This window comes from Xanthomonas sp. BRIP62409 (genome assembly GCF_003992965.1).
GTDB lineage: Bacteria > Pseudomonadota > Gammaproteobacteria > Xanthomonadales > Xanthomonadaceae > Xanthomonas > Xanthomonas euroxanthea.
On record NZ_QEZJ01000020.1, the window covers coordinates 717,429 to 735,596 of the forward strand.

The 18,168-nt window shown below is 66.5% G+C and carries 16 protein-coding genes; 9 read left to right on the forward strand and 7 right to left on the reverse strand.

Annotated elements, in window-relative coordinates; genetic code table 11:
• Positions 1 to 148: 148 nt before the first annotated feature.
• Positions 149 to 1,474: a GTP-binding protein gene (locus EO170_RS12385; RefSeq protein ID WP_126945253.1), complete on the reverse strand. Its 1,326-nt coding sequence runs from the start codon at positions 1,472 to 1,474 to the stop codon at positions 149 to 151.
• 61 nt (positions 1,475 to 1,535) lie between these two features.
• On the opposite strand from EO170_RS12385, the gene EO170_RS12390 reads away from it, so the two are divergent.
• Entirely contained in the window at positions 1,536 to 1,922 is a 387-nt protein-coding gene (locus EO170_RS12390) for a MerC family mercury resistance protein (RefSeq protein WP_104583933.1), read from the forward strand.
• Positions 1,923 to 1,946: 24 nt separating this feature from the next.
• On the opposite strand, the gene EO170_RS12395 is transcribed toward EO170_RS12390, so the two are convergent.
• Positions 1,947 to 3,665, reverse strand: coding sequence for an ExeM/NucH family extracellular endonuclease (locus tag EO170_RS12395; protein WP_126945255.1), 1,719 nt, complete (start codon positions 3,663 to 3,665; stop codon positions 1,947 to 1,949).
• Between the two features lie 387 nt (positions 3,666 to 4,052).
• Entirely contained in the window at positions 4,053 to 4,571 is a 519-nt protein-coding gene (locus EO170_RS12400) for a c-type cytochrome (RefSeq protein ID WP_126945257.1), read from the reverse strand.
• Positions 4,572 to 4,852: 281 nt separating this feature from the next.
• Here EO170_RS12400 and EO170_RS12405 point away from each other — a divergent pair, with 281 nt between their 5' ends.
• The 4 genes from EO170_RS12405 to EO170_RS12420 are packed head-to-tail and all read left to right on the forward strand — an operon-like array spanning position 4,853 to position 7,779.
• Entirely contained in the window at positions 4,853 to 5,497 is a 645-nt protein-coding gene (locus EO170_RS12405; RefSeq protein WP_126945259.1) for a DUF4198 domain-containing protein, read from the forward strand.
• Positions 5,498 to 5,522: 25 nt separating this feature from the next.
• On the forward strand, positions 5,523 to 5,834 hold the full coding sequence (locus tag EO170_RS12410) for a DUF3649 domain-containing protein (protein WP_104649592.1): 312 nt from the start codon (positions 5,523 to 5,525) through the stop codon (positions 5,832 to 5,834).
• On the forward strand, positions 5,831 to 7,447 hold the full coding sequence (locus EO170_RS12415) for a PepSY-associated TM helix domain-containing protein (protein ID WP_126945261.1): 1,617 nt from the start codon (positions 5,831 to 5,833) through the stop codon (positions 7,445 to 7,447). Before EO170_RS12410 ends, EO170_RS12415 begins: the two co-directional genes overlap by 4 nt.
• A complete protein-coding gene (locus EO170_RS12420; RefSeq protein WP_104583938.1) occupies positions 7,444 to 7,779 on the forward strand; it encodes a DUF3325 domain-containing protein in 336 nt (111 codons plus the stop codon). The genes EO170_RS12415 and EO170_RS12420 overlap by 4 nt, the downstream gene beginning before the upstream one ends.
• Before the next feature lie 13 nt (positions 7,780 to 7,792).
• On the opposite strand, the gene EO170_RS12425 is transcribed toward EO170_RS12420, so the two are convergent.
• From EO170_RS12425 to EO170_RS12435, 3 genes are all read right to left on the reverse strand, one after another.
• The gene (locus EO170_RS12425) at positions 7,793 to 8,320 is read right to left on the reverse strand and encodes an RES family NAD+ phosphorylase (protein ID WP_119130185.1); all 528 of its coding nucleotides are present in this window, start codon (positions 8,318 to 8,320) and stop codon (positions 7,793 to 7,795) included.
• Positions 8,317 to 8,691 carry a DNA-binding protein gene (locus tag EO170_RS12430; protein ID WP_164741024.1) on the reverse strand — a complete coding sequence of 125 codons (375 nt, stop codon included), beginning with the start codon at positions 8,689 to 8,691 and terminating at the stop codon, positions 8,317 to 8,319. Before EO170_RS12430 ends, EO170_RS12425 begins: the two co-directional genes overlap by 4 nt.
• 86 nt (positions 8,692 to 8,777) lie before the next feature.
• Entirely contained in the window at positions 8,778 to 9,398 is a 621-nt protein-coding gene (locus tag EO170_RS12435) for a TetR/AcrR family transcriptional regulator (protein ID WP_126945265.1), read from the reverse strand.
• A 128-nt stretch (positions 9,399 to 9,526) separates the two neighbouring features.
• Between EO170_RS12435 and EO170_RS12440 the strand changes: the two genes are divergently transcribed.
• The 4 genes from EO170_RS12440 to EO170_RS12455 all read left to right on the forward strand — a co-directional run bounded on the left by EO170_RS12440 (position 9,527) and on the right by EO170_RS12455 (position 16,771).
• Positions 9,527 to 10,690: an isovaleryl-CoA dehydrogenase gene (locus tag EO170_RS12440; RefSeq protein WP_126945267.1), complete on the forward strand. Its 1,164-nt coding sequence runs from the start codon at positions 9,527 to 9,529 to the stop codon at positions 10,688 to 10,690.
• A 10-nt stretch (positions 10,691 to 10,700) separates the two neighbouring features.
• Positions 10,701 to 12,311, forward strand: a complete 1,611-nt coding sequence (locus EO170_RS12445) for a carboxyl transferase domain-containing protein (RefSeq protein ID WP_126945270.1) — start codon at positions 10,701 to 10,703, stop codon at positions 12,309 to 12,311.
• A 239-nt stretch (positions 12,312 to 12,550) separates the two neighbouring features.
• Positions 12,551 to 14,581 (forward strand): acetyl/propionyl/methylcrotonyl-CoA carboxylase subunit alpha, encoded by a 2,031-nt coding sequence (locus tag EO170_RS12450; RefSeq protein ID WP_126945274.1) that lies wholly within the window; start codon positions 12,551 to 12,553, stop codon positions 14,579 to 14,581.
• Between the two features lie 102 nt (positions 14,582 to 14,683).
• Positions 14,684 to 16,771, forward strand: coding sequence for a S9 family peptidase (locus EO170_RS12455; protein ID WP_126945277.1), 2,088 nt, complete (start codon positions 14,684 to 14,686; stop codon positions 16,769 to 16,771).
• Between the two features lie 151 nt (positions 16,772 to 16,922).
• Here the strand turns inward: EO170_RS12455 and EO170_RS12460 are convergent, their stop codons facing one another.
• Positions 16,923 to 18,131: a putative peptide maturation dehydrogenase gene (locus tag EO170_RS12460; protein WP_126945280.1), complete on the reverse strand. Its 1,209-nt coding sequence runs from the start codon at positions 18,129 to 18,131 to the stop codon at positions 16,923 to 16,925.
• Positions 18,132 to 18,168 lie beyond the last annotated feature (37 nt).

Here is an 18,168-nt window from a genome sequence, read left to right on the forward strand (position 1 = left end):
CGTGCGCGCTGCCCGGCTGCCGCCTGTGAGGCATGCGACGCGTCGCCACGTAGCGCCGCATCTGCACGCCGCACCGAAGATGCAAGCCCGCAGCCGTTCGCATCCAGACAACGAACGACGGATGTCGACAGCGTAATCCAGCCCGCCATCAACGCTCCCAGTGCGGAAACGGATCGTCCAGCAGTTGCCACTGCGCCGGGCCCTGGCGCAGTTCGTAGTCGCTGAGCAGGCAGGCATCCAGCGCAGCGCGCGTGCGTGGCGCATCCATGTCCACGCCGATCACCGCCAGCTCCTGGCGGCGGTCGCCCCACAACGGGTGCCACAACCGCTGCATCGCGGCGTATTCGCCGGCATCGCCTACTTCGTGCAGGCGCGGCAATGGCGCGGTCCAGCATTGCGTCTGCTGACGCTGCCAGCCGATATCGGTATACGGCAGTGGCGTGATGCTGGTCTGCAGCGGCTCGCCGATGGCGTGCGCATCCACCCGGTGGCGTGCGGCAAACCAGAAGCCGGCTGCATTGGTCTGGGTCGCGCCGCCGACGCTGGACAATTCACCGACCCAATCCATGCGGCTGGCCAGCCAGAAAAAGCCCTTGCTGCGAATCACCTGCGGCAGCCCGCGCTGCACCATGCGCGCAAAGCGCTGCGGATGGAACGGCCGGCGTGCGCGATAGACGAAACTGCTGATGCCGTATTCCTCGGTTTCCGGCGTGTGCTGGCCGCGCAGCTCCTGCATCCAGCCCGGTGCCAGCTGCGCACGGGTGAAATCGAAGCGGCCGGTATCGAGCAACTGTTCCAACGGTACCTGACCCTGCACGGCGTCCACGATCGCCGCCTCGCGATTGAGCGCACGCAACACCGCGCGCAGGCGTTGCAACTGCCGTGCGTCGATCTGGTCGCACTTGCTGATCACCAGCACGTCGGCGAACTCCACCTGTTCGCCCAGCAACTGCACCAGCCCGCGGGTATCGTCCGGGCCGGCCTGCTGGCCGAGCTCGGCCAGCGTGGCGGCCGAGGCGAAATCCTGCAGGAAGCGGCTGCCGTCCACCACCGTCACCATGGTGTCGAGCCGGGCGATGTCGGCCAGGCTGAAGCCGTCGGCATCGGGCACCGCAAAGGTGGCCGCCACCGGCATCGGTTCGGCAATGCCGGTCGATTCGATCAGCAGATAGTCGTAGCGCTTCTGCTCGGCCAGCCGCCGCACTTCCTGCAGCAGATCATCGCGCAACGTGCAGCAGATGCAGCCATTGCTGAATTCCACCAGCGTCTCTTCGGTGCGTCGCAAGGCCGCACCGCCATCGCGCACCAGTTGCGCGTCGATGTTGATCTCGCTCATGTCGTTGACGATCACCGCCACGCGCAGGCCGGCGCGGTTGTGCAGGAGGCGATTGAGCAAGGTGGTCTTGCCTGCGCCAAGAAAGCCGGACAACACGGTGACGGGGAGGCGTGGATCGCGCTTGGGGGACAGGGACATCCTGAGAGCCTGGCTGGAGCGAAGTGTTACTATATAACACTTACTCGACAGGACCCGCTCCATGCGTGTTACCGCTTCTGTGCTGGACAACTCGGCCATCGCTCTTTCCAGTCTGTGCCTGCTGCACTGCCTGGCGCTGCCACTGTTGGCCGCCGCGCTGCCGCTGCTGGGCGCGTGGAGCCGGGCCGAATGGGTGCATGTGGTGTTCGCCGCGGCAGCCGTGCCGCTGAGCGGTTATGCGCTATGGAGCAGCCATCGCCGGCATGCACTGCCAGCGCCGGTATGGGCACTGGCGGTCTTCGGGCTGGCCGGTCTGGTCCTGGGCGCAAGCGGCGTGGCCGGCGCGGCGCTGGAAACCCCGGTCACGGTGACCGGCAGCCTGCTGCTGGCCAGCACGCACCTGGTCAATCTGCGGCTACGTCGCCGGCATGGAAAGTGCACGCGCTAGGGGCACGGCCGACCACCGGCGCTGCTACAGCGAAAAGCCCAGCAACACCGGATCATGGTCGGAACTGCGCCACGGGCCGGGCAGGTTGCGCTTGGCGTAGCCGGCGTCGTCGCTGGCATCGGCGTTGATATGCCATTCCACCGCGCCGCGCAGCTGCTTGGCCATCGCCGGGCTCAACAACGCATGATCCAGCCGTCCGCTCATGCCGTCGTAGACATAGCTGTAGGGCTGCTTCACGCCAGCCACCGCGAAGGCGTCCTGCCAGCCGCTGGCGCGCAGGCTGCGCATCGGGGTTTCCATGGCGTAGGCGTTGAAGTCACCCAGCAGCACGGCCAGTTTGGTCTGCGCGCCGGTGGGGTCGGTCTGCAGCCACTGGTGCAGGCGCTTGGCCGACTCGGTACGGGTGGCGTTCCAGCAGGCCTGGCCATCGCGCTGGTCGGCATCGGCGCCGCTGGCGCTGCCGCAGCCCTTGGACTTGAAGTGGTTGGCGACCACCACGAAGGTCGCCCCGCGGGTGCTGCGGAAGGCTTGCGCCAGCGGCACCCGGCTATGGCTGTCGAACGGGCCGCCGGTCAGCGTGGCCGGCTTGCCGACCGGGGTGACCTGGGAACTGCGATACACGATGCCGACCCGGATGTCGTCATCGCCCGGGCCGCTGCCGGTGTCCACGAACTGCCAGTCCTTGTCGGTGCCGGCCGCGTTGAGCGCGGCGACCAGTTGCGCCACCGCCGCATCGGCGCCATTGCCGTCGTTTTCCAGCTCCATCAACGCGGCCACATCGGCGCGCAACGGCACGATGGTGGACACCAGCTTGGTCAGCTGGGCCTGGAACTGCTCATGCGTGCGCGCACCGCGCTTGGTCGGGAAGCCGCCGCCGCGGCCATTGCCGTTGAAGAAGTTCTCCAGATTGAACGAGGCGATCCGCAGATCGCCACCCACCTGCGGCGCCACCGCGGTCGGTATGGCCGGCAGCGTCAACGGAGTCAGCACCTGGATGCGGTAGTTGCCGTCGTAGCGCTGGTCGACAATGCCATCGACCGACTTGAGCAGGCTGCCGGTGCGCAGCGCCGGATCGGCCGGCAGATAGGTCACCGTCTTGGGGCTGCGGCCGTTGCGTGCATCGTCCAGCACCACCCGGCGACGGGCGTTGTCGGCCTCCACCTGCGCAAAGGCCGGGGTGCCGGCGGCGGCCACTTCGCTGGGCTGCCACAGGCGCCCGCCGAAGGCGGCGACCAGCTCGCCGTCGCCGTCCAGGCGATCGCTGCCGTTGAGCGTCAGCGCGGCGATGCGCACGTGCTCGCCCTCCAGCGCTTCCCAGCTGGCCGGCGGCCCGCTGAGCATGCGCACCGGTACCGGCTGGCCGCTGGCGAGCCGCTCGATGCTGCTGGCATCCAGCGTGGTCAGACTCGCCTCGCCACCTGCCGACACCTCGCGCACCGTACCGACGATGCGCACGCGGTCGCCCACCGCCACCTCGGCATTGCCGGCACCGGTGACGAACAGGCCATGCGAGCGCCGCGGCTCGAAGCCGGGCTGCTGCACGAACAGCCCGCCCAGGCCGACGCGCGTATCGGCGGTGACGATGCCCTCCACGTCGACCACACGGCCGTCGTGGGGGCTACGGGTGTCTTCGCCCTGGACGTCGGCGATGGACAGACGTTGCGGCGCGCCCTCGGCGGCACTGCCCAGCAGTGGCACCAACAGACCGATCACACCGAGCACAACCAGCGAGCAACGCGACATCGACACACTCCGGAAAGACCTGGACCACCTGCAGGCGCCGCCTTGAAGGCGGCGCGTGAGAACCGTGACAGGCTAGCAAAACGTTGCAAGTGGCGACCAGCTGCTGCGTGGATGACGTGGCCGGTGCACAGCTGCCGGCAATTGCGGCATTCCCCTAAAGCAACGGTGCTGAGGCGGTCGCGCAAGGCTGGCGTCGTCGTGCAAGCACGTCGCGCAGCGAGCGCAAACGCGCGCGCAATGCCTGCCGCCTATAAGAAAAAGCTTGCTCCCGTGCGCGCAGGCCTCGCGGTTGCCAGTCGACGCACCCGCGCACGGCATGCGGCCACCTGGCCACACACCGACTGCCTGTGTCAGCCACGTGTTCCAGGCGCTTGCTGCTTTAGAGGCTTACTTCAGATTGCTCAGCATCCAGTCGACCGTGGCCCGCACCTGCTCTTCGGTCAGTGCCGGGTTGCCACCCTTGGGCGGCATGATGCCGCCGTCCGGACCGGTGTAGCCCTCGATCGCGTGCTTGTACAAGGTGTCCTTGCCCTGGGCGATGCGCGCGTCCCAATGCGCATGGTCCAGCGTCGGCGCCTTGCCCACGCCGGTGGTGTGGCAGGCCGTGCACAGGTTGTCGAAGATGGTCTTGCCGTCGGTGCTGCCACCGTAGGCGGACTGCGAGGCGGCCTTGGCCAGCGCTGCGGCCTGGGCCGCGGCCTGTGCGGACGCACCGGTGGTGCCGGCATAGACCGCGCCGGCCGGGGCGATGCGTTGCTGCACGCGTTCGGCCGCGGCGGGCGAGACTTCGTCGGGAATGGCGCGTTGCAAATAGGCTGCCAGGGCAATCAGGCCCAGGGTGATCACCACCAGTAGTCCGATCACCATCGAGAATTTCTTCAGGAACTCGAGGTCGTAATTCCGCACGCGCTCACCCCTGGCTGTTGGTCGAAGACCTCTGCTAGCGCCGGAGTATAGAGCACAGTTCGCGCCCGTCTGGCCACTGTGCATGACAGTGATTGCAGCGGTGTGCGCTGCGCCCTGGCGCGCTATGGGTCCTGCAGGCACGCCGGTCTGCGCAGCCCGATGAATTGCCGCAATGCCGCATGACACGTTGGTCTCGCTCGAGGGAATTGCGTATCATTCCCATCAATCCACGGTGACGCGGTTCTCGCCTCGCCCGGTCCCGCCTACGAGGAGTCGCCGCGATGAAGTCCTTCCTGCTGTCCTGCCTGGCCTTGGCCAGCATCAGCCTGTCTGCCCAGGCCCACGAGATCTGGATCGAGCGCGACGGCAGCGGCCCGGTGCGCATCTACTTCGGCGAGCCGGCGCAGGACACCCTCGACCATGGCGAAGACGAGATCAAGCGCGTGGTCAAGCCGACCGTGTTCGGCACGGCCGGCAAGGCCGGCGCCCTGCAGCGCGGCAACGCGTTCCTCACCGCGCCGCTGTCCGGCAGCGGCGATGCGTGGCTGAGCGACGACAGCGTGTTCGAGCCATGGAAGGGCGAAGCCGGCAGCTTCGAGACGGTGAGCTACTACGCACGCGCCGGGCGCGCCACGCCGTCGGCCAAGCTCGATTTCGAGCTGGTGCCCACCGCTGCCAACAGCAATACGCTGACCGTGCTCTATCGCAACAAGCCGCTGCCCAAGGTCGAGGTGACGGTGATCGACCCGCAGAAGTGGCAGAAGACGCTGACCTCCGATGCCAACGGCGAGGTGACCCTGCCCAAGCTGCGCGCCGGCCGGCACATCCTGGTCGCCACCAATAAGGAGCCGGTGAAGCGTGAGATCGCCGGCAAGCAGGTGGCGATGATCCACCACATCAGCACGTTGACCTTCCTGGCCGAGTAAGCCGGCCACACGCGCCGCCGATCCGATGGCTACCGCACCGTCCCTGCCGCTTCCCTGGTTCAGGCGCCCCTGGCTGGGCGTGCTTGCACGCACGCTGGCGGCGATGTTTGGCGGCTATGCGCTCGCCAGCGCCACCAATCTGCTGCTGGCGCTGGTGTTGCCGCTGCCACGCAGCGAAGCGGTGCTGACCAGCATGCTGGTCGGCATCGTGGTGTGTGCCTGCGCGCCGCTATGGGCCTTCGCCACCGCCAGCGTGTGGCGCGCCTGGGCCGGCATCGCCGTGCCGGCGGCGCTGATGTTCGCACTGGCCGCATGGCTGCAACGGGGCGTGGCATGAAGCAGGGATTCCGCCAGTCGATGGCGTGGCTGCACACCTGGACCGGGCTGCTGGTGGGCTGGGTGTTGCTGTTGATCTTCATGGGCGGCACGGCGAGTTATTACCGCGACGAAATCAGCCGCTGGATGCGCCCGGAACTGCCCACCACCACGGTGAGCAGCGCGACCGCGCTGCGCAGTGCCGAGCAGTATCTGCAGACGCATGCCGCCGATGCGCAGAGCTGGAACATCACCTTGCCGGACGCGCGCAATCCGGTGGTCAGCATGTACTGGCAAAACCCCGCGCCAACCGATGGCAAACCGGCCAGTCGCCGCGAGATGTATGGCAACGCCATCATCGACCCGGCCACCGGCAGGGAGATCGCCGCGCGCGACACCCTGGGCGGCGAATTCTTCTACCGGCTGCATTTCGATCTGCATTATCTGCCGGTGATGTGGTCGCGCTATATCGTGGGTTTCTGCGCGATGTTCATGCTGGTGGCGATCATCAGCGGCGTGATCACGCACAAGAAGATCTTCAAGGATTTCTTCACCTTCCGCCCGGGCAAGGGCCTGCGCTCGTGGCTGGATTTCCACAACGTCAGCGCGGTGACCGCGTTGCCGTACCACGCGATGATCACCTACACCGGCATCGTGACCTTGATGTTCATGTACCTGCCGTGGGGCATCAAGGCGCAGTACCCGGACAACGAAATGCGGTTCTACGAAGAATCCGCCAACCGGGTCGCCGATACGCGACAAGCGTCTGGTACCCCGGCGCGCATGCTGCCGCTGGAGCAATTCGTGGCGCGTGCGCGCAGCCACTGGCGCGGTGGTGAGGTCGGCAACGTGGCGGTGTCGCTGCCCAACGATGCGCACGCAGCGGTCGGCGTCACCCAGGTGTCCGATCGTCTGTCCACCAATGCGCCATCGATCCTGTTCGATGCGGTCAGCGGCCAGCGCCTGCAGCACAGCGGACCGCCCGGTGGCGCCAGCCAGACGCGCGGGGTGATGGTGGGCCTGCATATCGCCCACTTCGCCGGGCCATGGATGCGCGCGCTGTTCTTCGGCTCCGGCTTGCTCGGTTGCCTGATGGTGGCCAGCGGCGTGGTGATGTGGGCGGTGAAGGAACGCCCCAAACACCTGAAGGCCGGGCGCATCGGTTTCGGGCTGCGGCTGGTGGATGCGCTCAACATCGGCACGGTCGCCGGGTTGCCGATCGCCTTTGCCAGTTTCTTCTGGGCCAACCGGGTGTTGCCGGTGAGCCTGGAGGCGCGCGCGGCAATGGAGGCCAACCTGTTCTTTGCCGCATGGGCCGCTGCATTGCTGGCGGCGTTCGTGTGGCCACGGCGCGCGATGTGGAGCTGGCAGCTGTATCTGGGCGCGGCCTTGTTCGCCTTGGTGCCGGTGGTCAATGCGATCACCACCGATGTGCATCTGGGCGTGACGCTGCCGGCCGGGCAATGGATGTTGGCCGGGGTCGATCTGGTCTGCCTGTTCCTTGGCGTGTCGCTGGGCGTGGCGGGCTGGCGCCTGCAGCAGTGGAAGGCACCACAAGCCGCATCGGCGCGACGCGCGCGCACCACTGCCGCCGCGCCTGCGCAGGGCAGCGTGCCGCTGCAGGAAAGCGCATGAGCGTGTGGCTGCTGCTGGCGCTGAATTTTTCCGGATTCGCCGCGCTGTGCCTGGCGATGGACAAGCATCAGCAGGACGTCACGGGTCGCACGCTGGGCGCGGCGCGCTCGCGGCAACTGCGCGTGCTGGGCTGGCTGCTGGTGCTGCTCACCTTCGGCCTGGCGGTACACGCACAAGGCTGGGGCGTCGGCCCGGTGCTGTGGCTGGGCACATTGACCGGCGCTGCCGCGTTGCTGTCGCTGTGGTTGCTGCCGTATCGGCGTGGATTGATCCTGCCCACGGCAGTGGCCGCGCCGCTGCTGGCGGGTGCGCTGCAGCTGTTGGTGGGGTGAAGGACGTCCGTCGCTACGCCACGATCGGCGGATCGCCCCAGCTGCGCCCGTCGCGCGGCAGGCGACCATCGTCGAGCACGCGCAACACGTGTTCGGGCTGCAGCATGTCCATGAACAGCACCACGTTGATGCCGTCCGGCAGCGCCATGCTGGGAAAGATCACGCCAGGAATCTGCGCCTCGCGCAGCAGGTCGCCGAGCACCCAGCTGACCGGTTCGATCTTGTTGACCAGCGCCTTGCGCCAGTCCTCGGTCCAGTCGGCCCAGAGCGGATCCCAGCTCGCATCGAGCAGGCGCAGATCGGCCAGCGCCGGCAGGTCGGCCGCATAACTGACCAAGGTCAATGGCGGCAGGAACAGCGCCGCTTGCGCGTATTCGGCTGCGGCGGTCTCCAGTTGCAGCGATAAATACAGGGCCGGCTGTCCAAAGCGATTGAAGCGCCCGCCCGAGCGTGCCGCACCGGCGCCGCTCAACGGTTCGGCAGCCCAGCGCGGCGTGAAGGCGCGATACAGCGTGCAGTGCGCCGGAGCGCTCAGCTTCAACCGGCGGCCCCCGCGGCAACGGTGCGCAGATAGGTCAGCGCATCGTCGGTGCGGCCCTGTTCGACCACTTCCAGCAGGGTTGCGAACTCGAACGCCGGAATCGGGGTGTTCTTGAGATGGAACACCACCTGGCGTTCGTCCGGCTGGACTTGCGTCATCGCCACCAGCAGGCGCGACAGGTTGCGCAGCAGGTCCTGTACGCGCGGGCTTTCCGGATGCACGCGCAGGCTGTTGCGATGCACACCGGCCAGCTCGGCCAGTTCCTGCTGCGACAGATCCAGCAGGCCGGCCATGGCCGAGGGCGACAGGATGGTGCGATCCGGCACGCGCAGGCGTTCGGTCAGGGCCAGGGGATTGAGAACGGCGACCATTGCACGACTCCGGCAGGGCGGGTGCACAGTATATGCACAGTTATCTGCCTCGGCACAGCCCAGCAGCACGCCCGGTCAGTGCACTGTCAGACCGCCGGCTGCCGCGCGCCCACCGCGCGCAGGCAGAACCCGCAGATCGCCTCGACCAGCTGCTCGCCCTGCTGCGGATCGCTGCGACTGGGGGCGATCGGTCCCACCAGGGCCTCGGTGAAGGCGCCGACGATGCACGCCGCCGCCGCGTCCAGCGACTGCTGCGGGAACTCGCCGGCCGCCACGCCTTCGGCGAGCAACTGGCGGAACACCTCGCCGAACAGGCGTCGGCCACGGATGCGCTCGGCATCCACCTCGCTTTCCACCGGCTCGGCAATGAAGGCGTACGCCAGCGCGGGGCCGGCCAGGGCCCGCCGCACGAACGTGGCGATCGCATTGCGCAGGCGCTCGGCAGCACTGGTCTGGGTGGTGGCGATGGCGCGCAGGATGGCCATCTCGCGCTGCACCGCCTCGTTGAGAACTTCCACGAAAAGCTCGGCCTTGGACGGGAAATGACGATAGATCTGCCCGGTGGACACGCCGGCGGCAGCGGCGACGGCGGTCACCGGCGCGTTGCGGTAGCCGCCTTCGGCGATCAGGGCGCGGGCCGCGTGCAGGATGCGTTCGCGGTTGCCGGCCAGGCGTTCTTCCATCAGGGCGGAGCGTCGATAAGCCATGGTGTGATTCTTGGTTCAATAGTTGAATTTTAGTTCACTTTTTTACTGCGGACCGCTAGGCTGCGCACAAGCGCCGTGCGGCCTGCCCGCTCCCACCCGGCACATCCCGATCCCTGCGGAGTCGCTCCATGCACGTGCCGTCCCTGAATTTTGCGCTTGGCGAAGACATCGATCTGCTGCGCGAAAGCGTGGCGGCCTTTGCCAGCCACCATATTGCCCCGCTCGCGGCCACGGCCGATCAGGACAATGTCTTTCCCGCCCAGCTGTGGCGCCTGTTCGGCGAACAAGGCCTGCTCGGGCTGACCGTGGAAGAAGAGTACGGCGGCAGCGGCATGGGCTACCTGGCGCATGTGGTGGCGATGGAGGAAATCTCGCGGGCCGGCGGGGCGATCGGCCTGTCGTACGGCGCGCATTCCAACCTGTGCCTCAACCAGCTGCGCAAGAACGCAACGCCCGAGCAGAAACAGCGCTACCTGCCCAGGCTGTGCACCGGCGAGCACGTCGGGGCACTGGCGATGAGCGAGGCCGGCGCCGGCTCGGATGTGGTGTCGATGAAGCTGCGCGCCGATGCGCGCAGCGACCGCTATGTGCTCAACGGCAGCAAGATGTGGATCACCAACGGCCCGGACGCCGATGTGCTGGTGGTGTACGCCAAGACCGACCCGGAGGCCGGCGCACGCGGCATCACCGCCTTCATCGTCGAAAAAGGGATGGAGGGATTCTCCACCGCGCAGAAGCTCGACAAGCTGGGCATGCGCGGCTCCAATACCTGCGAGCTGGTGTTCAGCGACTGCGAAGTGCCGGCCGAGAACGTGCTGGGCACGCTCAACGGTGGCGTGCGTGTGCTGATGTCGGGCCTGGATTTCGAGCGTGTGGTGCTGGCCGGCGGCCCGTTGGGCCTGATGGCCGCCGCGATGGATGTGGTGCTGCCGTACGTGCACGAGCGCAAGCAGTTCGGCGCGCCGATCGGCACCTTCCAGTTGATGCAGGCCAAGCTAGCCGACATGTACGTCGGGCTCAACGCCTGCCGCGCCTATGTGTATGCAGTGGCGCGCGCCTGCGACGCGGGGCTGACCACGCGCCAGGATGCGGCTGGTGCGATTCTCTACGCCGCCGAAAAAGCCACCTGGCTCACCGGCCAGGCGATCCAGGTGCTGGGCGGCAACGGCTACATCAACGACTACCCCACCGGGCGCCTGTGGCGCGATGCCAAGCTGTACGAAATCGGTGCGGGCACCTCGGAGATCCGACGCATGCTGATCGGCCGCGAGCTGTTCGAACGCACCGCCTGACGGAGCCACCATGAGCGTGATCACCAGCCAGCTGCAGGCCAGCGGCGAAAGCTTCCAACATAACGCTGCGGCCATGCGCACGGTGATCGAGGATCTGCGCCGCACGCTGGCGCAGACCGCGTTGGGCGGCAGCGATGCCGCGCGTGCCAAGCACACCGCACGCGGCAAGTTGCTGGTGCGCGAGCGCATCGATGCCTTGCTGGATCCGGGCAGCGCCTTGCTGGAAATCGCGCCCCTGGCGGCGCACGGCATGTACGACGATCAGGTGCCATGCGCCGGTGTGGTGGCCGGCATCGGACGGGTGTCCGGGGTGGAATGCGTGATCGTGGCCAACGACGCCACCGTCAAGGGCGGCACCTATTACCCGATGACGGTAAAGAAGCATCTGCGTGCGCAGGAAATCGCCCAGCAGAACCGCTTGCCGTGCATCTACCTGGTCGATTCCGGCGGCGCGTTCCTGCCGTTGCAGGATGAAGTGTTTCCCGACCGCGATCACTTCGGGCGCATCTTCTACAACCAGGCCAACCTTTCGGCCAACGGCATTCCGCAGATCGCCTGCGTGATGGGCTCATGCACCGCTGGCGGTGCGTACGTGCCGGCGATGAGCGATGAAACGGTGATCGTGCGCGAGCAAGGCACCATCTTCCTCGGCGGTCCGCCGCTGGTCAAAGCGGCCACCGGCGAAGAAGTCAGTGCCGAAGAGCTCGGCGGTGCGGATGTGCATACGCGCATCTCCGGCGTGGCCGATCACTTCGCCGACAACGACCTGCAGGCCCTGGCACGCGTGCGCGCCATCATCGCCCGGCTCAACTGGCGCAAGCCGGCGGCATCGCTGGCCCTGCAGGCACCGCTGCCGCCGCGCCATGCGGCCGACGAGCTGTATGGCGTGATTCCCGCCGATACGCGCAAGCCCTTCGATGTGCGCGAAGTGATCGCCCGCATCGTCGACGACTCGCAGCTGGACGAATTCAAGCCGCGTTATGGCAGCACCCTGGTCACCGGCTTTGCGCATCTGCATGGCTACCCGGTCGGCATCATCGCCAACAACGGCATCCTGTTTTCCGAGTCCGCGCTCAAGGGCGCGCACTTCATCGAGCTGTGCACGCAGCGCGGCATTCCGCTGGTGTTCCTGCAGAACATTACCGGCTTCATGGTCGGGCGAAAATACGAACATGGCGGCATCGCCAAGGACGGCGCCAAGCTGGTGATGGCGGTGGCCTGCGCCAAGGTTCCCAAGTTCACCGTGGTGATCGGCGGCTCGTTCGGTGCCGGCAATTACGGCATGTGCGGCCGTGCGTACTCGCCGAACTTCCTGTGGATGTGGCCGAATGCGCGCGTCGGTGTGATGGGCGGGGAACAGGCCGCCAGCGTATTGGCCACCGTGCGCCGCGACGGTATCGAAGCCAAGGGTGGCGCCTGGTCGGGCGAGGAAGAGGATGCGTTCAAGGCACCGATCCGTGCCCAGTTCGAGCAGCAGGGCCATCCGTATTATGCCAGCGCGCGCTTGTGGGACGACGGCATCATCGATCCGGCCGACACCCGTCGCGTGCTGGGGCTGGGGCTGTCGGCCGCGTTGAATGCGCCGATCGAGCCGACACGCTTCGGCGTGTTCCGGATGTGAGGTGGTGATGCCCGCTTGCATGTACGGCTCTTCATTGCCAGGCACTGCGCGTGCACCTGCACGCAGGGTGCCGCGTGTTGCCTGGAGCAGTGCATGAGTGCGCGCACGTTATCTGCTCCAAGCAGTGAGTTGCGTTCGCGCAGTGCGGCGTCGGCCATCGCATTGTGTCCCGCGTACTCCGTGCAGCCGTTTTTCCATCGCAGTGCCCGCCGCCATGGCGGGGTGCAGAGACCCTTGCCATGACCCAGCGCGATTCCACCGCCGCAGCAAGACAGCCGTATTTCGACAAGGTCCTGATCGCCAATCGCGGCGAGATCGCCTGCCGCGTCATCGCCACCTGCCGTAAGCTCGGCATCGCAACGGTGGCGGTGTACTCGGATGCCGACCGTGATGCGCGGCATGTGCGGCTGGCCGATGAAGCGATCCACATCGGTGCCGCACCGGCGCAGCAGAGTTATCTGCGTGGCGATGCGATCCTGGATGCGGCATGCAGGAGCGGCGCACAGGCAATCCATCCCGGCTATGGATTTCTGTCGGAAAACGCGGCATTTGCCGATGCCTGTGCGCAGGCCGGCATGGTGTTTATCGGCCCGCCGGCGGCAGCCATCCGCGCGATGGGCGACAAGAGCGCGGCCAAGGCGCTGATGCAACGCGCTGGCGTGCCGCTGACGCCTGGCTACCACGGCGACGAACAGGCGCCGGCCTTCCTGCGTGCACAGGCCGACGCGATCGGCTATCCGGTGTTGATCAAGGCCAGCGCCGGCGGCGGCGGCAAGGGCATGCGCCGGGTGGATGCGAGCGCGGCATTCGAAGACGCATTGGCCAGCTGCCAGCGCGAGGCGCAGTCGGCATTCGGCAATGCGCAGGTGCTGGTGGAAAAGTACGTCGAGCGGCCGCGCCATATCGAGATTCAGGTCTTTGGCGATACCCGGGGCGAGGTCGTCTATCTGTTCGAACGCGATTGCTCGGTGCAGCGCCGGCACCAGAAAGTGCTGGAAGAAGCGCCCGCCCCCGGCATGAGCGAACAACGTCGCGCCGCCATGGGCAAGGCGGCCGTGGATGCCGCACGCGCGGTGGGTTATGTCGGCGCCGGCACGGTGGAGTTCATTGCCGGCCCGGATGGCGATTTCTATTTCATGGAAATGAACACCCGGCTGCAGGTCGAGCACCCGGTGACCGAGTTGATCACCGGCACCGATCTGGTCGAGTGGCAATTGCGTGTTGCCGCGGGCGAACCGCTGCCGCTGCGTCAGCAGGAACTGCGCATCCATGGACATGCGCTGGAAGCGCGCCTGTATGCCGAAGATGCCGACCGCGGCTTCCTACCTTCCACCGGCACGCTGCACCAGTTGCAGTTTCCCGCAGCAAGCGCGCATGTACGTATCGATGCCGGCGTGGAGCAAGGCGACAGCATCAGCCCGTACTACGACCCGATGATTGCCAAGCTGATCGTGTGGGATGTGGATCGCCCCGCCGCACTGGCACGCATGCGCCAGGCGCTGGCGCAGTTCCATGCGGTGGGTGTCACCACCAACAGCGCGTTCCTTGCGCGCCTGATCGGTACGGCGTCGTTTGCGTCGGCCGATCTGGATACCGCACTGATCGAACGCGAGCAGGCAGTGCTGTTTCCCGATGCGGTGAGTCCGGCCACTGCCTGGTGGTGCCTGGCAGCGGCGTTGATCGCCGAAGCGTTGCCGAAGGCCGCCGCCGCCGATCCAGCCGACCCGTTTTCGCCGTGGCAGCACACCGATGGTTGGCGCATCGGCGCGCATGCGGCACACACCATGACCCTGGAAGCGTTAGGCGAGCGCCGCCAGTTCGGCGTGCGCCCGCTTGGCGATGGCTGGCAGGTGACGTGCGCGGGCCATACCCACACGCTGCGCTACCACGTACAGGACGGGGCACTGCGCGTGGAAATGGATGGCCGGCAATGGCGCATGCAGGCCCTGCGCGACGGCAATGCACTGACATTGCGCGATGCCACGCAGCGGGCGAGCTTCCGCCACCATGACGCGCTGCTCGAAGCCGATCAGCCCGCGCACGACGCCGGTGGCCTGACCGCACCGATGCCGGGTCGCATCGTGTCGCTGGTCGCCCCCGCAGGGCAGCCGGTCACCCGCGGGCAGGCCCTGGTGGTGCTCGAAGCGATGAAGATGGAGCACACCCTGCACGCGCCCAGCGACGGCACGGTGTCGGCGTATCTGGTGGCAGAAGGCGAACTGGTCGCCGAGGGTGTCGCGTTGGTGGAATTCGTGTCCGCGTCTGCGTAGCGGCGCCTCGCAGCGTGACCAACGGCACGTCCACAGGGACGGACCTTGGCTCTAGCGTGAGGAAAGCGGCTGGAATGGCCGCGCTCACGACCGGAGACCTCCATGCAACGCCTGCTTCTTGTTTCCAGCATGCTGCTCGCGCTGTCTGCCTGCAGCGATAAAACCGCGCCCGCCACCGACAAGGCCGCCACGCCGGCCCCGGCTGCTGCTGCGGCACCCGCGGCACCGCCCGAACTGATCACCCGCGATGCGCTGTTCGGCAACCCGGAGCGGGCGAACGTGAGCATCAGCCCGGACGGCAAGTACCTCAGCTGGATCGCGCCGCTGGACGGCGTGCTCAATGTCTGGGTCGCCCCGGTGGATGCACCGGATCAGGCGCGCGCGATCACCAAGGACACCGCACGCGGCATCCGCAATTATTTCTGGACCTATCAACCCAACACGTTGCTGTACCTGCGCGACAATGGCGGCGACGAAGACTTCCATCTGTTCTCGGTGAATCTGAGCGATGGCAGCAGCAAGGACCTCACCCCGTTCAAGAAGACCAACGCCGAGGTGTATCGCGTCAGCGCGCAGCACCCCGAGTCGATCATGGTCGGCATGAACGACCGCGATCCCAAATGGCATGACCTGTATCGGGTGGACCTGGCCTCGGGCAAGCGCAGCCTGGTGCAGCAGAACACCGACAGCCTGGATTCCTATCTGCTCGACGGCAACTACCAGCTGCGCTACGCCACGCGCGCCACCGACGATGCCGGCAGAGAGCTGCTGGTACCGGATGGCAAGCGCTGGAAGCGCGTGGACCGCATCCCGTTCGAGGATGTCAGCAACACCTCGCCCGACGGACTGACCGACGACGGCAAGACGCTATACATGCAGGATTCGCGCAATCGCGACACCGCGGCACTGTATGCCATCGACACCGCCAGCAATGCGCGCACGCTGCTGTTCGAAAACCCGCGCACCGATGTCGGCGCCACCTTGAACGACCCCAGGACCGGCTTGGTGCAGGCCGTGTCCACCGACTATCTGCGCGAGGAATGGAAGGCGCTGGACAACGGCATTGCCGCCGACCTGCAAAAGCTCAAGTCACTCGGCAGCGGTGATGCCAGCGTTGCCGCACGCACGCTCGACGATCGCATCTGGATCGTGGGGTATTCGGCGGCAGAGACACCGCTGAGCTACTACCGCTACGACCGTGCAGACGGCGGCAAGCTGACCAAACTGTTCTCCGCCCGCCCCGCGCTCGACGGCAAACCGCTGGTCCCGATGTGGCCGCAGGAACTGACCGCGCGCGACGGCCTCAAGCTGGTCAGCTATCTCACCCTGCCCTCTGAGGCTGACGCCAATCACGATGGCAAGGCCGACAAGCCGGTGCCGCTGGTGCTGTTCGTGCATGGTGGCCCGTGGGCGCGCGACAGCTACGGCTACGGGCCGTATGAGCAGTGGCTGGCCAATCGCGGCTATGCGGTGCTGGCGGTGAACTTCCGTGGCTCCACCGGCTTCGGCAAGGCCTTCACCAATGCCGGCAACGGCGAGTGGGCCGGCAAGATGCACGACGACCTGCTCGACGCCGTGCAGTGGGCGGTCAAGCAAGGTGTGACCAGGCCCGAGGACGTGGCGATCATGGGCGGCAGCTATGGCGGCTACGCCACGCTGGTCGGCCTGACCTTCACCCCGGACGCGTTTAAGTGCGGCGTGGACATCGTCGGTCCGGCCAACCTCAACACCTTGCTCGGCACCGTGCCGCCGTACTGGGCCAGCTTCTACAAGCAGCTGACCAAACGCATGGGCGACCCGGCCACCGACGCCGGCAAGCAGTGGCTGACCGAACGCTCACCGCTCACCCATGTCGACAAGATCAGCAAGCCGCTGCTGATCGGCCAGGGCGCCAACGATCCACGCGTCAAACAGGCCGAGAGCGACCAGATCGTCAACGCGATGAAGGCCAAGAACATTCCGGTCACCTACGTGCTGTTCCCGGACGAAGGCCACGGCTTCCGGCGGCCGGAAAACAGCAAGGCCTTCAACGCGGTGACCGAGGGGTTCCTGGGCCAGTGCCTGGGCGGCCGCGTGCAACCGATCGGCGACGACCTGGCCGGCTCCAGCATCACCGTGCCGGAAGGCGCCGACAAGGTGAACGGCCTGAGCGAAGCGTTGAAGACGCATACGCAGGCGATTCGGCGGTAGGTCTGCGGACGTGGTGGCTTGCTTTACATCTACGTCGTCGCTCGCCTGCAAAGACGAGCGACGACGGCTGTATCGATGTTCTCCAACGCGCCGCCACGCCGGTATTCCCGCCCAGCGATCCAGACAGGAAGATGCCTGACTTGGTTGCTCACTAATGTGGGGCGGTGTCCTTGGCGGCCTCTGAATCAAGACCAGCCGGCCACACTGCCCCACCGGGATCCAACTCGGTGTTGTTCATTTCCTCGCCCCGCCAACCGAACCCACAGATGGCGAGCGGGCCGTCCTGCAGGCCGTCCAGGCCAAGTGCCTGTTCGATATCCACCTCGTTGATTGCCGAGGTGACAAATGCGCCCAGGCCCAGGTCGGTCGCGCTCAGATACAGCGTCTGCGCAATATGGCCGACATCCAGAATCATCGCGCGGTAGGCCTTGGCGTGGTTCCGATACTTCCAGAAACTACGTAAAAACCGCGGCACCAGGATCACCAGCACCGGCGCATCGGCAAACCAGTGCTGCCCGGACACAGCGCGACGCGCAAACTCCGCAAGCGGCTGTGGTGGCGACTGCAATGGCTGCAATGCATGATCGACAGGGCGATAGTGATAGAGACCGCTCGTCATTCCCTCGACACGCTGGACCAGCAAGTAGGTTTCGGTGGGATGGAGACTGCCTCCCGAGGGCACCGGTTTCTTCAAGAATGCGGTGTCGTGCCCCACTTCGATCCGCGCACTTGCCATGACGCTGCGCTCAAGCATCTGGCCCAGCAAGCTGTGTGACAGTGGACGCTGCGTATCGAAGTTGCGACAGGTGACGCGACGCGACAGCAGCTCATCGAACGTGCCCGGGGTTGACCGTGGCAAGGCAATGCGCGCTTCGATGCCCCCCTCGCCTCGGTCTACGATCTCTGCTGGGGGGGCGCCCAGTCGGCCGACCATGCCTTCCGCAGTAGTCAGGCCGTGTGCTTCCATCGTCGCCACGCTGTCCTCGCCGCGCCAGCGCGCCGATCGATGCCACAACGCGGCTAGCGGCCACCAACGCTGCTGCTGCACGCACTCGTCGTTGCGGCGATGCTGAACGTGTTCTGGTTGATCGCTGACCACAAGACCTTGCTCGATCAAACGCGCCACCTGGAACGGCAAGGGCTGCATCTGATCGATGCGATGCCAGCGCGAGGGACTCAACCCGCCCAACCATTCGCGCTCGTCCTTGGAAACCTCCACATCTCCATCAAGATGAGGCGCCAGCGCCAGCCATCGTGTGCGGCGATTCACGCCATCTCCACCGGCAAGCAATCGTGCAAGATCAAACACCGCATCGTCGCGCAGCTCAAAAAACAACGTGGTACAGCGACGAATTTGCATAGGAACATCTCAAGGACGCATGAGCACGGTCGATATT